Origin of the sequence: Actinomycetospora callitridis, from assembly GCF_028737265.1 — a bacterium.
Classification (GTDB): domain Bacteria; phylum Actinomycetota; class Actinomycetes; order Mycobacteriales; family Pseudonocardiaceae; genus Actinomycetospora; species Actinomycetospora callitridis.
Genome location: NZ_JAQZAK010000003.1, coordinates 157849 through 173044 on the forward strand (window position 1 = coordinate 157849; position 15196 = coordinate 173044).

Annotated in this window: 15 protein-coding genes; 2 read left to right on the forward strand and 13 right to left on the reverse strand. The window is 74.3% G+C overall.

Features of this window, described 5'->3' with window-relative positions; all coding sequences use genetic code 11:
* Nucleotides 1-19: 19 nt before the first annotated feature.
* Genes PH191_RS12145 through PH191_RS12155 form a run of 3 tightly spaced genes read right to left on the reverse strand, consistent with a single transcriptional unit; the run spans nucleotide 20 to nucleotide 2682 of the window.
* Entirely contained in the window at nucleotides 20-1204 is a 1185-nt protein-coding gene (locus PH191_RS12145; RefSeq protein ID WP_274194868.1) for an SPFH domain-containing protein, read from the reverse strand.
* A 3-nt stretch (nucleotides 1205-1207) separates the two neighbouring features.
* Nucleotides 1208-1693, reverse strand: a complete 486-nt coding sequence (locus PH191_RS12150) for an NfeD family protein (RefSeq protein ID WP_274194869.1) — start codon at nucleotides 1691-1693, stop codon at nucleotides 1208-1210.
* A gap of 41 nt (nucleotides 1694-1734) precedes the next feature.
* Entirely contained in the window at nucleotides 1735-2682 is a 948-nt protein-coding gene (locus PH191_RS12155) for a DUF3097 family protein (protein ID WP_274194870.1), read from the reverse strand.
* 410 nt (nucleotides 2683-3092) lie between these two features.
* Between PH191_RS12155 and PH191_RS12160 the strand changes: the two genes are divergently transcribed.
* Nucleotides 3093-3884, forward strand: a complete 792-nt coding sequence (locus PH191_RS12160; RefSeq protein ID WP_274194871.1) for a hypothetical protein — start codon at nucleotides 3093-3095, stop codon at nucleotides 3882-3884.
* Here the strand turns inward: PH191_RS12160 and PH191_RS12165 are convergent.
* From PH191_RS12165 to PH191_RS12190, 6 genes are all read right to left on the reverse strand, one after another.
* The gene (locus tag PH191_RS12165) at nucleotides 3881-4330 is read right to left on the reverse strand and encodes an FmdB family zinc ribbon protein (RefSeq protein WP_274194872.1); all 450 of its coding nucleotides are present in this window, start codon (nucleotides 4328-4330) and stop codon (nucleotides 3881-3883) included. The genes PH191_RS12160 and PH191_RS12165 overlap by 4 nt on opposite strands.
* A 4-nt stretch (nucleotides 4331-4334) precedes the next feature.
* Complete coding sequence (locus PH191_RS12170) at nucleotides 4335-5627, reverse strand: hydroxyacid-oxoacid transhydrogenase (RefSeq protein ID WP_274194873.1); 1293 nt, start codon at nucleotides 5625-5627, stop codon at nucleotides 4335-4337.
* A gap of 16 nt (nucleotides 5628-5643) precedes the next feature.
* Nucleotides 5644-6465, reverse strand: a complete 822-nt coding sequence (locus PH191_RS12175; protein ID WP_274194874.1) for an N-acyl homoserine lactonase family protein — start codon at nucleotides 6463-6465, stop codon at nucleotides 5644-5646.
* A gap of 174 nt (nucleotides 6466-6639) precedes the next feature.
* Complete coding sequence (locus PH191_RS12180) at nucleotides 6640-7689, reverse strand: ferrochelatase (RefSeq protein ID WP_274194875.1); 1050 nt, start codon at nucleotides 7687-7689, stop codon at nucleotides 6640-6642.
* 54 nt (nucleotides 7690-7743) lie between these two features.
* Nucleotides 7744-8508, reverse strand: a complete 765-nt coding sequence (gene fabI / locus PH191_RS12185; protein WP_274190379.1) for an enoyl-ACP reductase FabI — start codon at nucleotides 8506-8508, stop codon at nucleotides 7744-7746.
* A 29-nt stretch (nucleotides 8509-8537) separates the two neighbouring features.
* A complete protein-coding gene (locus tag PH191_RS12190) occupies nucleotides 8538-9242 on the reverse strand; it encodes a beta-ketoacyl-ACP reductase (RefSeq protein ID WP_274194876.1) in 705 nt (234 codons plus the stop codon).
* A gap of 119 nt (nucleotides 9243-9361) precedes the next feature.
* On the opposite strand from PH191_RS12190, the gene PH191_RS12195 reads away from it, so the two are divergent.
* Entirely contained in the window at nucleotides 9362-10477 is a 1116-nt protein-coding gene (locus PH191_RS12195; RefSeq protein ID WP_274194877.1) for an alpha/beta hydrolase fold domain-containing protein, read from the forward strand.
* Nucleotide 10478: 1 nt separating this feature from the next.
* Here PH191_RS12195 and PH191_RS12200 read toward each other — a convergent pair whose 3' ends face one another.
* The 4 genes from PH191_RS12200 to PH191_RS12215 form a co-directional block, all read right to left on the reverse strand.
* A complete protein-coding gene (locus PH191_RS12200) occupies nucleotides 10479-11456 on the reverse strand; it encodes a VWA domain-containing protein (protein ID WP_420791799.1) in 978 nt (325 codons plus the stop codon).
* Nucleotides 11453-12553 carry a DUF58 domain-containing protein gene (locus tag PH191_RS12205; protein ID WP_420791800.1) on the reverse strand — a complete coding sequence of 367 codons (1101 nt, stop codon included), beginning with the start codon at nucleotides 12551-12553 and terminating at the stop codon, nucleotides 11453-11455. Before PH191_RS12205 ends, PH191_RS12200 begins: the two co-directional genes overlap by 4 nt.
* A gap of 25 nt (nucleotides 12554-12578) precedes the next feature.
* A complete protein-coding gene (locus PH191_RS12210) occupies nucleotides 12579-13634 on the reverse strand; it encodes an AAA family ATPase (RefSeq protein ID WP_274194878.1) in 1056 nt (351 codons plus the stop codon).
* Nucleotides 13635-13787: 153 nt separating this feature from the next.
* Complete coding sequence (locus tag PH191_RS12215) at nucleotides 13788-15179, reverse strand: NlpC/P60 family protein (protein ID WP_274194879.1); 1392 nt, start codon at nucleotides 15177-15179, stop codon at nucleotides 13788-13790.
* Nucleotides 15180-15196: the final 17 nt, after the last annotated feature.

Sequence of the window (15196 nt, forward strand, 5' to 3'; positions counted from 1 at the left end):
TACGAGGTGGCCCCCCGGCTCAGACGGTGTCGGTCGGCGGGAGCCCCGCGTCGCCGGTCGCGTGCCGTCCGAGCCCGTTCGTCTCGGGCTCCGCTACGGCGGCGTCGGCCCGCTGTTCGGCCGCCGCGACGACCTTGGCGATCTCGGGGTCGGTGCTGGTGTCGAACCAGTCCTCGACGTCGGCGTCGGTCTGGCCCGGGCGCGTGGCGGGCGACGCGTCCTCGGGCGAGGGCTGGTAGCGGAACACCCCGTCCTCGCCGGGCGCCCCGAGCATCTTCGTGAAGCCCTCCAGCGCCTTGCCGAAGTCGCTGGGCACCACCCACATCTTGTTGCTGTCGCCCTGCGCCATCTGCGGCAGCGTCTGCAGGTACTGGTAGGCCAGCATCTCCGGCGTCGGGCGCCCGGCCTTGATCGCGGCGAACGTCTTCTCGATCGCCTTGGCCTCGCCCTGCGCCTGGTAGTACGCGGCGGCCCGATCGCCCTGCGCGCGCAGCATGGTGGCCTGGCGGTCGGCCTCGGCGTTGAGGATCGCGGCCTGCTTCGAGCCCTCGGCGTTGAGGATCGCGGCCTGCTTGTTGCCCTGTGCGGCGGCGATCGAGGACTCGCGGTGACCCTCGGCGGTGAGGATCATCGCCCGCTTCTCGCGGTCGGCCTTCATCTGCTGCTCCATCGAGTGCTGGATGGAGGGCGGCGGGTCGATGGCCTTGAGCTCGACGCGGACGACGCGCAGACCCCACGGCCCGGTGGCGTCGTCGAGGGCCCGGCGCAGGCGGGTGTTGATCGTCTCGCGGGAGGTCAGTGCCTCCTCCAGGCTCATCCCGCCGACCACGTCGCGCAGCGTCGTCGTGGTGAGCTGCTGGACGCCGTTGATGTAGTCGGAGATCTCGTAGACCGCGTTGCGCGGCTCGGTGACCTGGTAGTACACAACGGTGTCGATGGAGACCGTCAGGTTGTCCTGGGTGATCACCGGCTGCGGCGGGAACGAGACGACCTGCTCCCAGAGCGCCACCCGCTCGCGGATGCGGTCGATGAACGGCACCAGGATCGTCAGGCCGGGCGCGGCGGTGCGCTGGTAGCGCCCGAGCCGCTCGATCACCGCGGCCTCGGCCTGGCGGACGACCGTGACGCTCTTGACCACCGCGGTGATGATCAGGATGAGCACGATCGCGGACACGACGTACAGCACGAGCGTGACGGGGTCCATCGGCTAGCTCTCTCCCTGCAGGGGCGGACGGGACGGGCGCGCGGGCCCGGCGACGTCCGCCGTGACCACCGCCGTCGCCCCGCGGATGTCGACGACGACCACGGGGTCGCCGGTGGCCAGCTCGGCGCCCTCGTGCAGCGCGCGGGCCGTCCAGAGCGCGCCGCCGATGCGCACGGTGCCCGCATCGGCGGCGGAGATCGGCTCGACCACCTCGGCCAGCGCCCCGAGCAGCGCCGTCGGTCCGGCGTTGGCGGTGCCGTCCTCGCGCGACCCGTGGACGCGGCGCAGCAGCGGCGGACGCGCGAGCAGGACGAGGAGGGTGGCGGCCAGCCCGAAGACCGCGACGTCGGCCCCCAGGGGGACGCCGAGGGCGGAGGCGCCGGCGGCGACCAGCGAGGCGACGCCGAGCATCAGCAGCACGAGGGTGCCGGACATGAGCTCGACCGCGATCAGGAGGACTCCCGCGACGAGCCAGAGCAGCGGGATCACACCGCTGAGTGTGCCACGCCGGGGTGTCCGCGGAGGTGAGTTCAGGGACCGACGGTCACGAAGTCGATCAGCTGTTCCATGGCCGTGATCAGGGGCGTCTCGAGGTCCGACCACGACGACACCGACGACAGGACCCGCCGGGCGCCGTCGCGGTCGTCGCCCCACCCGAGGGCCTCGCACACGCCGCGCTTCCACTCGATGCCGCGCGGGATGCTCGGCCAGGCCGCGATGCCCACGGCGGAGGGCTTCACGGCCTCCCAGATGTCGACGTAGGGGTGGCCGAGCACGAGGACGTGGGCCGCGGCGGGCCCGAGCTCGCGACGCAGGCCCTCGGCGATCCGCGACTCCTTCGAGCCGGTGACGAGGTGGTCGACGAGCACCCCGAGGCGCCGGTCGGGACCCGGCCCGAACTCGCGGGCGGCCTCGACGAGCACGTCCGCGCCGTGCAGCGGCTCGACGACGACGCCCTCGACGCGCAGGTCGTGGCCCCAGACCTGCTCGACGATCGCGGCGTCGTGCAGACCCTCGACCCAGATCCGGTGCGGCAGCGCCGTCTTCGCGCGGACGTTCTCGACCCGGCGCGAGCCCGAGGCCGAGCGCTGGACCGTGGTGTCCGGCCCGGCGGCGCGCTGCGGCGGGATCAGGGTGGCGGGGCGCCCCTCGTGCAGGAAGGCCGCGGGCTTGTTCGGGAAGAGCCGCCGGCGCCCGGCGGAGTCCTCGAGCACGACCTCACGGATGTCGGCGCGGATCACCGCGCCGCAGAACGTCTCGGCGGCGTCCTCGACGACCAGCCCGGGCTCGGCGACCACCGAGACCACCTCGCGGGTGGGCTTGTGCGGCGCGAGCCCCGGCAGCCCGCCGGTGCGCCCGGCGCCGGACGACGGCCCGCCCCCGCCCGCGCGGCCCGGGGCGCGCACCGCCCCGCCGGTCGTGCGGAAGCCGGCATCGCCGGAGGAGCCGTGCATGCCCCGGCCCTGAGTCCTCGCCACGGGCCGGGACGCTAACGGCGGGCCATGATCGTCCGGGGTCGACACGCCCACGGGTGACGGCCGGGGTGGTCGAGGAAGCCGGGCGCGAGGGTCACCCGGCGGCGTGGGGCCGCGGTGAGCGACGAGGGGCACGTTGCGCATGATCGACGGGCCGGAGCGCCTGCGGAACGTGCCGCTCGCGGCCTGGCCGGCCCGAGCTCGCCAGAACGATCTCCCGGGAGTGCCGCCGGCGCTGTCGAGCGAGGGTCACCCTCGCTGCGTCAGGAGCAGTCGGGGCGTCCCTCGCTGCGGCGGGTCGAGGGGGCGCGCCTGGTCGCCGACCGGACAACCCTCACGACACTCTCGAGAGATCGAAGTGGCGAGCCCGCCGCCCGACGGCCCCACCGCCGCGGCGCCCGTATCGTGATCGGGTGCCCTGCGCGAGTGCTTCCCTGGCCGTGTGGAGCGCGGCGTGGCTCGCGGGCTCCGCCGCGGCCGACGACGTCCTCGACGCGCTGACCCCGTGGTCCGAGGCCCACGACGTGGTCGCCGCCGACGCTGCGACCGCCGCCGTCACCGACCTGCCGACCCCGGACCGGGCCGGCACGGGGCTCGCGGTGCTGCTCGCGCTCGCCCGAAAACGCTGCTCGCCGACGGGAGCCGACGCCCGGATCGTCCTGCCCACCGCCGGTGACGTGCGCGGGCTCCCGGGCCCCGGTGCCCTGCGCGCCGCGGCGATGGAGGCCGGCGAGTGCGCGGTGCTCGCCGGGGCCGGGCTCGCGACGGTCCCCGCGCCCGTGGCCGACGGCGTGCTGCGCTGGACCGTGCACCTCGTCGACGACGTGCCCCCGGCCGCGCACCCGAGCCTGCCCGACGCCGAGCACGAGCTGCGCAGCCTCGTGCGCGACGCGGCCGACACCCTCGCCGCGCTCGACGTGGCCAAGCCCCGGCGCGGGGTGCGCGAGGAGATCGCGGACTCCCTGCGTCGCCGGCCGCGCCCGACCTGGCCGACCGGCACCCCGCCCCGTCCGCTGCGCGTGCTCCAGCACGCCGACGAGGTGGAGGCGATCCTCCTGGCGGCGTCCGGGGACGACCCGGGCGGCGCCATGTCCTCGTCGGCCGCGCTGGCCCGCAACGACGCGCTGCGTCCGCTGGCCACCGCCGTGCGGGGTGCCCGGGTCGCCGCCGTCGCCGAGACCGTCCGGGTGCTCAGCGCCGCCTAGTGCCCGTGACCGTGCCCATGGCCGTGCCCGTGACCCTCGGACGATGACGACCCGGTGGAATCGGAGCCGCCGGAGGAACCGGAAGAACCCGAACCCAGGATCGGCTCCCCCACCCGCAGCGGGGCCTGCTCGTAGCGCCCCTCGTGCGCGGCCACCGGCCGGGTGTCTCCGCGCAGCTCCGGGTGCTTCGCCTCGAGCCGCTCGCGCTGCTCCCACTTGCGCTGCATCCCGGTGACGTACTCCCGGTTGCCGTGGTAGGTGCCCCGCCACGTCTGGGGCATCTGCTCCTTGGCCAGGCCCGCGTCGGCGCGCCCGTGCAGGGCCGGGCGCGACGGCACCTTCCGGGACGCGCCCCCGCACTCCGGGCAGGCCGGGGCGGGGGCGTCGCGCTCGATCAGGCGCTCGAAGCGCAGGCCGCAGTCGCAGCGGTAGTCGTAGATCGGCACCGGGCTACCAGTTCGAGATCGACTTGCGGAAGATCTCCGCGAGGTCGTCCTCGGTGGGAGTCTTCGGACAGGTGGCCAGCAGTCGCTGCTGCTTCATCGTCCCGTCGACCAGGTCGGGGATGTCGCCCTCGCCGAAGCCGACCTCGCCGATGCCGTTGGGGATCCGGATGTCGCGCATCAGTTCGGTGACCACGTGCGGCAGCTGCTCGGACGCGTTCGACTGCGTCTCGGCGTTGGGCCCGAGCATCCGCGCCGCGGCCATGTGCCGGTCGGGCGCCGCCTCGAAGCTGAACCGGAACGCCTCCGGCGCCGTCAGCGACACCGACATGCCGTGCGGCACCATCGGCTCGTCCTGCGGGTAGCCCGCCGGGTGGAAGTCCCGGACCTGCCCGGCGATCGGGTAGGCGTTGGCGTGCGGGATGTGCACCCCGGAGTTGCCGAAGCCCATGCCGGCGAAGGTCGCCGCCATCATCATGTCCATCCGGGCGTCGACGTCCTCCTCGCCGCGCTCCACCGCCGTGCGGAACGAGCGGGCGAGCAGCGACATCGACTTCTCGCACCACAGGTCCGACACCGGGTTCGAGCCGCAGTAGGTCACCCGCTGTTCGGGCGACTTGCGGTCGAACGTCGTGTACCAGCGCGCGGTGTAGGACTCGAGCGCGTGGCAGACGATGTCCATCCCCGACGCCGCGGTGACCTCCGGCGGGAGCGTCATCGTCAGCAGCGGGTCGACCACGGCCATCGTCGGGCGCAGCCGCCAGTGGCTGATGCCGGTCTTCACGCGCAGCGAGAGCACGTCGAGGATGCACATCGCCGTGGACTCCGAGCCCGTGCCCGCGGTGGTGGGCACCGCGATGAGGGGCTTGAGCTGACCCGGCGGCACCTGCGCCTTGCCCACGGGCTTGTTGATGTAGTCCATCAGGTCGCCGGGGTGGGTCGTCAGCAGGTTGACGGCCTTGGCGGTGTCGATCGCCGATCCGCCGCCCACCGCGACGAACCCGTCCCACGGACCCTGCTCGTGGGCGTAGCCGACGGCCTTGTTCATCGAGTCGTCGGTGGGCTCGACGTGCACGCCGTCGAAGCTCTCGACGGTCATGTCGTACCGGCGGATCTGGTCGGCGATGCGGTCGGGCAGGCCCGTCTGCTGCATGCCCGGGTCGGTGATCAGCAGGATGCGCTTCGCGCCGTACTGGGCGAGATCGAAGCCGATCTCGTCGCAGGCACCCGCGCCGAACTTGAGCGGCGGGGCACCCCAGGTGAAGACCGATTCTTCGGTGGGTACCGGGGGGACGGTCATGGGAGTCGTGCTCCGATCAGGTGTAGTGGCCGCCGTTGCCCACGGTCTTGAGTTGGCGGATCTGGTCGGGGTCGTGGCCGAAGACCACGGTGGCATCCGTCTTCTCGGCGACGCCGCGGATCTTCTCCACCGACGAGTAGAACTGGCCCATGTCGTTGACGATCGCGGCTGGCGTGGTGGGCGGGCCGTAGCTCTCACCCATGTACACCGCGTCGGACGTGAAGATCATGGTGCCGCTGTCGGGCAGGTCCACCTGCATCGACATGGTGCCGGGGGTGTGCCCCGGGGTCTGCAGGAGCGTGACGCCGGGGAGGAACTCGGTGTCGCCCGAGACCGTCTCCCAGTTCAGGTCCTCGTAGTCGGTCTTGAGGTGCGCGCCGGTGAACAGGCCGTCGAACCCGAACGCGAAGTCCTTCTCCTTGTCGGAGCAGACGAGCTTGGCGGTGGAGTCCTTGAACAGGCCGGCGTTGCCGCAGTGGTCGAAATGCAGGTGCGAGAGCACCACGTAGTCGATCTGGTCGACCCCGACGCCGAGCTGCTGGAGGCGCGAGTCGAGGTACTCCTCGTCGCTGACCTTCTCGTAGGGGAAGAAGTCCTGCAGGCCCGTCGGGCCCCAGCGCTCCTCCCAGTCCCGCGGGCAGCTGGTGTCCCACAGGATCGTGCCGTCGGGGGTCTCCACGAGGACGCAGTGCGTCGGCACGTCGGCCCACTCGGTCGGCTGGTCGCGCATCTGGCGCGGGCGGATCGACCGCCCGGGCTTGAGCAGCAGCCACGTCAGGTCCGCGGTCATCATCCCGCAGTCCAGGATGCTGACCTTGATCTCGCCGCTCGCAGCCATTCAGGGCTCCTTCGCCGTGCCACCGATGGGAGGGGGACGCGGAGGCGATAGATGCATCTCCGGCCACGTGACGCCGGACACTAGCGATGCGAACGATCACTGGCAACACGCCGGATGGCGGCTGCCGGGCGACCATTTCCCCTGCTCCTGCCCCTGATTGGCAAGAGCCCGGCATCAGCTCGCCGGGCGCTTCGCGGGCTCGCAGCAGCCGGGGTGGCAGAAGGCGCCGTTGCACCCCACGCCGGCGCGCGGGGCGGTGCCGAGCTCGCGCACGGGGGCCCCGTCGACCTGCTCCGCCACGAGCTCCACGACCATCTCGACGAAGCGCGGATCGGACCCGGCGCTCGCCGCGCGGGCGAAGCCCATGCCGAGCTTCCCGGCGTGCTCGGCGGCCTCGTTGTCGAGGTCCCAGACCACCTCGAGGTGGTCGGAGACGAAGCCCACGGGGCTGACGACGGCGGCGCGCACACCGCGGTCGTGGAGGTCGTCGAGGTGGTCGACGATGTCGGGCTCCAGCCACGGGATCTGCGGCGGTCCCGAGCGCGACTGCCACACGAGGTCGTGCTCGGGGGCGCCGACGGCCTCGGCCACGAGACGGGCGGCCTCGGCCATCTGCCGCGAGTAGCGGTGCCCGCCCTCCTCCGGCGGCCCGGCGGTGCGGTCGGCGGAGACCGGGATCGAGTGGGCGGTGAAGACCAGGCGCGGGTCGTCCAGATCCTCGGCGGCGGCCCGCACCCCGTCGGCCACCGACGCGATGAACAACGGGTGGTCGTAGAAGTGGCGCAGCTTGACGAGGTCCGGTGCGGAGCCGGTCCGCTCGATCGCCGCCTCACGGGCCCGCGCGATGTCCTCGTGGTACTGCCGGCAGGCGGAGTACCCGCCGTAGGCGCTGGTCGCGAAGACGAGCGCCCGCCGCACCCCGTCCCGCGCCATCTCCGTCACGGCGTCCTCGGCGTACGGGTGCCAGTTGCGGTTGCCGAAGTACACCGGCAGCTCGCGGCCCGACTCCTCCAACGCCCGCGACAGGTCGGCGACGAGCCGCCGGTTGAGCTCGTTGATCGGGCTGACACCGCCGAAGTGCTGGTAGTGCTCCTCGACGGCGTCGAGGCGTTCCGGGGGCACGTTGCGGCCGCGGGTGACGTTCTCGAGGAACGGTCGCACCTCGTCGGGCGCCTCCGGACCACCGAAGGACAGGACCAGGACGGCGTCGACGGGCTCGCTCACCGACCCAGCATCCCCCGGCGCCCCGGGAGCTACACGGTGAGACCTGGACGGCAGCTACGCGCCCATGGCGTGGTAGCCGCCGTCGGCGTGCACGACCTCGCCGGTGGTGGCCGGCATCCAGTCCGAGAGCAGCGCGCAGATCGTCTTCGCGACCGGGGTGGGGTCCTCGAGGTCCCAGCCCAGCGGCGAGCGCTGGACCCAGGCCTCCTCGAAGGTGTCGAAGCCCGGGATCGACTTCGCCGCCATGGTGCGCACCGGACCGGCGGCGACGAGGTTCGCGCGGATGCCCTCGGGGCCGAGGTCGCGGGCGAGGTAGCGGGTGGTCGCCTCGAGCGCGGCCTTGGCGACGCCCATCCAGTCGTAGCCCGGCCAGGCGACGGTGTTGTCGAAGTCCATGCCGACCAGCGACGAGCCGCGCCCGAGCAGCGGCTTGCAGGCCATCGCGAGGGACTTGAACGAGTAGGCCGAGACCTCGACCGCGGTGGCGACGTCCTTCCACTCGGTGTTCAGGAAGTTGCCGCCCAGGGCCTCCATCGGCGCAAAGCCGATCGAGTGCAGGACGCCGTCGAGGCCGTCGACGTGCTCGCGGACGCTGTCGGCGAGGCCGTCGAGGTGCTCCTGGTTCTGGACGTCCAGCTCGATCACGGGCGCCTCGGTGGGCAGCCGCTTGGCCACGCGCTTGACCAGCGAGAGGCGCCCGAAGCCGGTGAGGACGACGGTGGCCCCCGCCTCTTGGGCCGCCTTCGCCGCGTGGAAGGCGATCGACGCGTCGGTGATGATCCCGGTGACCAGGATGCGCTTGCCCTCGAGCAGGGTCACGTTGTCTCCGTGTTGTCGCTGGCGGGTGTCTAGTGGCCCATGCCGATGCCGCCGTCGACCGGCAGCACCGCGCCGGTGACGTAGGCGGCGTCGTCGGAGGCGAGGAAGGCGACGGCCTTCGCGATGTCCTCCGGGGCGGCCGTGCGGCCCAGCGGGATCGAGGCGAGGATCTCCTCGCGCCGCTTGTCGGTGAGCTCGGCGGTCATGTCGGTGTCGACGTAGCCGGGGGCGACGACGTTGGCGGTGATGCCGCGACCCCCGAGCTCGCGCGCCGTGGAGCGGGCGAGGCCGACGAGGCCGGCCTTCGAGGCGGCGTAGTTCGCCTGCCCGGGCGCGCCGGTGAGCCCGACGACGCTGGAGAGGTAGATCAGCCGTCCGAACCGGGCCTTGACCATGCCCCGGATCGCGCGCTGGGTGACCCGCCAGGCCCCGGTGAGGTTGGCGTCGAGGACGTCGGTGAACGCGTCCTCGGGCATGCGCATGAGCAGCCCGTCGCGGGTGATGCCGGCGTTGGCGACCACCACCTCGATCGGCCCGTGCTCGGACTCGACCTGCGAGAAGGCGGCGTCGACGGAGGCGGAGTCGGTGACGTCGGCCTTGACCCCGTGCAGGCCCTCCGGGGGTTCGCCCGAGCGGTGGGTGACCACCACCGTGTGGCCCCGCTCGACGAGCTCCCGCGCGGTGGCGAGCCCGATCCCGCGGTTGCCTCCCGTGACCAGCACGACGCGGCTCACGCGACTCCTCTCGTTCGGGTCCAACGGCGGCGGAAGGGTATCCGCTTTGGGTCCATCTCGTGGGGACGCGACCGAACGGCGCCTTCCTGTCGTGTGACGGCGCTCATAGGCTTGTATCCATGACCGCGACCGACGTCCCCCCGACCCTCCCCGGCCGCCTCGGTGACCCCGGCCTCGACCTGCGCACCGACCCGCGGGCGAAGCCGGAGCTCGTCGCCGCGCTGGCGGCCTTCGGGCTCGACGGGCCGGCGGCCGGGCCCCCGGTCACCCGCGCGGACGGCCCGGCGGCGGTGAGCGAGGCCGTCGGCGGGCTCCACGAGGGGTTCAGCGCCGTCTACGCCGCCGTCCCGCTGGACCTGCCCGACGACGCCCCCGAGGACGCCGTCGAGGTCACCGAGACGTCCGTGGCCTCCCCCGACGGGCACCTCGTGCCCCTGCGCCTCTACCGCCCCGCGGGCGTGGACGGGCCGCTGCCGGGCGTCGTCTACATCCACGGCGGCGGGATGACGATCCTCGACGCCGAGACCCGGGTCCACGACCGCTGGTGCCGCGACCTCGCCCGCAGCGGCGTCGTCGCGGTGCGGGTCGGGTTCCGCAACGCGTGGACGGAGCTCGGCCCGCACCCCTTCCCCGCGGGCCTCGACGACTGCGCGACCGCCGTGCGGTGGCTCGACGACCAGCGCGGCGAGCTGGGCCTGACCCGGATCGTGCTGCAGGGCGAGTCGGGCGGGGCCAACCTCGCGCTCGCCACCACCCTGCGCGCGAAGCGCTCCGGCGACCTCGACGCCATCGACGGCGTGCACGTGTCGGTGCCGTTCATCAGCGGCGGCTACGCCTGGGACGACGCGCGCAAGCTCCGCGAGCTCCCGTCGATGATCGAGAACGACGGGTACTTCCTGGGCTGCGCCTCCATGGATCTGATCGTCGCCGCCTACGACCCCCACGCCCGCCACACCGAGGACCCGCTGGCCTGGCCGTACTTCGCCACGCCCGACGACCTCGCGGGGCTCCCGCCGCACGTGATCACGGTCAACGAGCTCGACCCCCTGCGCGACGAGGGCCTCGCCTACTACCGCAAGCTCCTGGCCGCGGGCGTCCCGGTCGCCGGGCGGACGAACCTCGGGCTCACCCACGGCGCCGAGCTGATCTTCCGGCAGGCCCTGCCCGCCGAACGACGCGCGGCGATCGCCGACGTCCGGGCGTTCGTGGACGGACTGCACGTGGTCCACGACTGAATCAGGGCAGGCGCTGCCCCGTCACGATCGCGGTGACGACGCCGAGCAGCACGAGGATCGTCGCGGCGAGGAACCAGCGCCCCGAGAGGTCGACGGTGCGCTCCTCGTAGCCGACCTGCTCGGCGAGGTTGGCGTAGGTCTCGCGCAGGTCGAGCTCGGTGGACGCGCGACGGAAGTCGCCCCCGGAGAGCTGGGCGATCTCGCGCATCTGGTCGTCGGCCACCGCGACGGACACCGGCCGCCCGTCGATCTCGATCTCGCCGTACTCGGTGCCGAACGAGATCGCCGAGATCGGGACGCCCGCCGCGCGTGCCTCGGCGGACGCGGGGAAGGCGCCGCGGTCGTCGGCCGGGTCGGTGGTCGGGGTGGTCTGCTTGCCGTCCGAGAGCAGGATGATCCGTGCCGGCGGCGGGCCCTCCGGGCCGCGGATCTGGGAGCCGAACGCCCGGATCGCCGCGAGGCTCGCGCGGATCGCGTCGCCGGTGCCCGTGGACTCCGCGAGCTGCAGCGACCCGATCGCGTTCTTGATCGCCTGGCGGTCGGTGGTCGGCGTGACCAGCGTGCTCGGGGTCGCGGCGAACGACGACAGCCCGAGGTTGATGCCGGCGGGCAGCTGGTCGGCGAAGGCCGAGGCGGCGGTCTGGGCCACCTGCAGGCGGGAGGGCTCGACGTCGGTGGCGCGCATCGAGAGCGACACGTCGATCGTGAGCATCACCGTGGCGCGGTTGCGCGGGACCTGCGCGATGCCCTGCGGCCCGGCCAGCGCGATCGTCATGAGCACCAGCGCGACCAGCAGCAGCGCCATCGGCACGTGCCGCCACCAGCCGGGCCCCTTGGGGGCGACGCGCTCGAGCAGCGCCAGGTTGGTGAAGCGCATCGTGTAGCGCTGGCGTCGACGGTTGATCCACCAGTAGCCGACCGCGAGCGCGGCGACGACGACCAGCAGCAGGAACCACCAGGGGTGCGCGAACACGGTCACCGCCCCCCGGGCGCCGCGGTCGGCACGCGGCCGGTCGTCGCGCCGCCCGACCACCCGCGCTTGCGGGCGACGGCGAAGCGCACGACGTCGGCGATCCAGTCGCGGTCGGTGCGCAGCACGAGGTGCCCGGCGCCCGCCGCGCGCAGGGAGTCGGCGACACGGCCCCGGTGGGCGGCGGCCTCGGCGGCGAAGCGCCGGCGCAGGGTCGGCGTCGTCGTCACCTCGCGGCGGCGTCCCGACTCGGGGTCGGCGAGCACGACGGTGCCGACGTCGGGCAGCTCCTCGTCGCGGGGGTCGACGACCTCGACGGCGAGCAGGTCGTGGCGGGCGCGCAGGGCCCGCAGCGCGCGCTCCCAGTCGACGTCGCCGAGGAAGTCCGACACCACGACGACCAGGCCGCGACGGCGGGGCGGGCGGCGCAGTGCCTCGAGGGCGGCGGGCAGGTCGCCGCGCGTGCCCTCGGGGGCGGGCGGGGTCGCCGCGATCCGCCGCAGCAGCTCGCGGGCCGCGGTCTCGCCGCCGCGGGCGGGCAGGCGCACCGTGCGCTCCCCCGTGGCGACGACGGCGCCGATGCGGTTGCCGCCGCCGCGGGTCAGGTGGGTGACCGCCGCGCACGCGGCGATCGCCAGGTCGCGCTTCTCGCAGGCGGCGGTGCCGAAGTCGAGGCTCGGCGAGAGGTCGACGACGAGCTGGGTCTCCAGCTCGCGGTCGGCGATGGTCTCGCGGATGTGGGGCTCGGTGGTGCGGGCGGTGACCGACCAGTCCATGCGCCGCACGTCGTCGCCGGGCTGGTAGGGCCGCGGCTCCCCCGGCTCGGTGCCCGGCCCGGGCACGAGGCCCAGGTGGTTGCCCTGCAGCAGGCCGTCGAGGCGCCGGCGCACCGAGAGCTCCAGGGTGCGCAGCGACGCCGAGAGCCGGGCCTGCGTGCGCTCCCCCGCGACCTCGTCGGGCCCGCTCGGGACCGGCGACGTGGGGGGCGGCGCCCAGCTCGGGCGGGGTCCGCCGGCCGGGCTCGTCGCCGGCGGCGCGCCCTCGGGCCGCGGACCGGGCTCGGGGACCCGCGCCGCCGGGGTGTCCGGGGAGACGGGCTCGCTCACGCGGTCACCCGCTCGTCCGGCGCCGTCACCGTCCCGCCGCCGGGACGGGCGCCGGGCCCATGCCCACCGGGCGGGCCGACACCTGCGGGAGCGGGACGGTCTGGAGCACGCGGGTGACGACGTGGTCGACGGGGACACCGTCGGCCAGCGCGTCGTAGGACAGCACGAGGCGGTGGCGCAGCACGTCGGGCGCGATGTCGACGACGTCCTGGGGCAGCACGTAGTCGCGCCCGCGCACCAGGGCCAGCGCGCGGGCACCGGCGATGATGCCGAGCGACGCCCGCGGCGAGGCGCCGTAGGCCACCCAGCCGCCGACGTCGGCCATCCCGTGCTCGGCCGGCGAGCGCGTCGCCACCACGAGGCGCACGACGTAGTCGACGAGCGCGTGGTGCACGAACACCTGCGCCGCGACGTCCTGCAGGCGGCGGAGTTCGGCGGGGTCCAGCACGCGGTGCGGCGACGGCGGGCTCACGCCCATCCGATAGACGATCTCCCGCTCCTCGTCCGCCGTCGGGTACTCGACGAGGATCTTGAACAGGAAGCGGTCGCGCTGCGCCTCGGGCAGCGGGTAGACGCCCTCGTTCTCGATCGGGTTCTGCGTCGCGAGCACCAGGAACGGGTCGGGCATCGGGTGGGTCTCGCCGCCGATGGAGACGTGGCGCTCGGCCATCACCTCGAGCATCGCCGACTGCACCTTCGCGGGCGCGCGGTTGATCTCGTCGGCGAGCACGAAGTTCGACACCACGGGGCCGAGCTCGACGTCGAACTGCTCCCGGCCCTGGCGGTAGATCCGCGTGCCGAGGATGTCGGCGGGCACCAGGTCGGGCGTGAACTGGATGCGCGCGAAGGACCCGCCGACCACGCGGGCGAACGTCTCCACCGCGAGGGTCTTGGCCACGCCGGGCACGCCCTCGAGGAGCAGGTGGCCCTTGGCCAGCAGCCCCACGAGCATCCGCTCGACGAGACGGTCCTGGCCGACGATCACCCGCTTCACCTCGAGCACCGTGCGCTCGAGCTGCTCGGCGTCGTGCGCCGGCGTCGCGGTGGCGCCCGTCGTCCCCGCGTCCGTGGGCTCGCTCATCGGCGTCCCTCCCCGACTCCCCGCACCCGGCGTCGTCCCCCTCGGTTGCTCGCTCTCCCACGGTCCGAGCCGGACGTGGGCGTCCGGGGCGGCACGCTACCTGCCCGGTAACCAGGCAACTCGTCGGCCGGTGTGGGCGTCGTGAACCTCCCGCTACACCAGCCTGGTGACGGTCGGGACGATCTCCTCGTCGAACCGCACCGGGGCGATCCGCACCTTCTTGCCCGACTCGGGCGCCTCCACCATCTGGTCGCCCCCGAGGTAGAGCGCGACGTGGTGCACGGCGCCCGCGCCGTCGTCGTCGGCCCAGAACAGCAGGTCGCCCGGCCTGCGGTCCTCCAGCGGCACGCGCTGCCCGGACTCGGCCTGGTAGCCGCTGTAGTGCGCGAGCTCCTTCCCGGCCCCGGCGAAGGCGTAGATCATGAGCCCGGAGCAGTCGAAGCCGGTCTTGTCGAAGTCCCCGAAGCTGTCGGCGACGCCGCCGTCGCGGATGCCCTTCGTCGGGCCCTGCGCGTCGCCCCCGCCCCAGGCGTAGACGACGCCGAGCTGCGAGAGCGCCCGTTCGAGCACGAGCTCCACCTCGTCGCTCATCCGGGTGGTGTCGACGCCCGCCGCGGCGAGCGCGTCCTCACCCCCGGCGACACCCCCGGCGACACGGCCGGCTCGCGCGGTGAGCCCGGCGATTGCGGCGTCGCGCAGCCGGACGTCGCGGGCGGTGTCCCGCGCGGACGCGGCCTCGTCGAACGCCTCGGCGCGCTCGCGCTGGGCGGCGAGGTCCGGGTCGGCGTCCTCCAGCTCGCGCAGCCGGGACCCGGCGGCGTCGCGCTCGGCGGTGAGCTCGCGCAGCCGGGCCTGCTGGGCCTCGCTGTCCGTGCGGACGCGGGTGACCTCGCCGTCGGCGGCGGTGCGTGCCTGCGCGGCCCGTGCGGCGGCCTCGTCGGCCTCGATGCGGGCGGCGCGGGCGCGGGAGTCGGCGTTGGCGGCCTCGATCCGGGCGTGCTCGGCGCCGTCGAGGGCCGCGCGCTGGTCGGCGGTGACGGCGTCGCGCAGGTGGGCGCGCGCCGCGACGTCCTCGGGACCGGCGGAGCCCGAGAGCACCGAGAGCGGCCCGAGCACGTCGGCCTGCTGGAACCACGCGGTGATCCACGCGTCGGCGTCGGCGCGGGCCCGCTCGGCGGCCGCGGCCGCGGCGTCGGCCCCGCGACGGCTCTCCTCGGCGGCGAGCCGCGTCTCGTCGGCGCGGGCGCGGGCGGCGGTGTCGTCGGCCAGGGCCCGGTTGGCGAGCTCCTGGCGCTGCCCGAGGTCCGCGGTGAGCGCGTCGAGCGCCGTCCTCGCGGCGACGATCTGCGCGACGAGCGAGCCGGCCTCGCCGGCCGGGTCGTCGGGGGGCGCCGAGGCAGACGGTGGCGGCGTCGTGGGCGGCGTGCCCGGGCCGGCGTGGGCGGCCGGGACGAGCGCCGGCACGAGGACACCGGTGACCACGGCGACGAGGACCAGGCGGTGGGCACTGCGGCGGGCACAGCGGCGGATGCGGGGGGCGTGCACGCCGTCCTCCTCCGCCG

Bases quoted from the DNA above. Each gene is read 5' to 3' on its own strand.
- PH191_RS12175 (WP_274194874.1), bottom strand. From the start codon at position 6,465: ATGGCTGCGAGCGGCGAGATCAAGGTCAGCATCCTGGACTGCGGGATG.
- PH191_RS12210 (WP_274194878.1), bottom strand. From the start codon at position 13,634: ATGAGCGAGCCCACGGACGCGGGGACGACGGGCGCCACCGCGACGCCG.
- PH191_RS12195 (WP_274194877.1), top strand. From the start codon at position 9,362: ATGACCGCGACCGACGTCCCCCCGACCCTCCCCGGCCGCCTCGGTGAC.
- PH191_RS12145 (WP_274194868.1), bottom strand. From the start codon at position 1,204: ATGGACCCCGTCACGCTCGTGCTGTACGTCGTGTCCGCGATCGTGCTC.
- PH191_RS12170 (WP_274194873.1), bottom strand. From the start codon at position 5,627: ATGACCGTCCCCCCGGTACCCACCGAAGAATCGGTCTTCACCTGGGGT.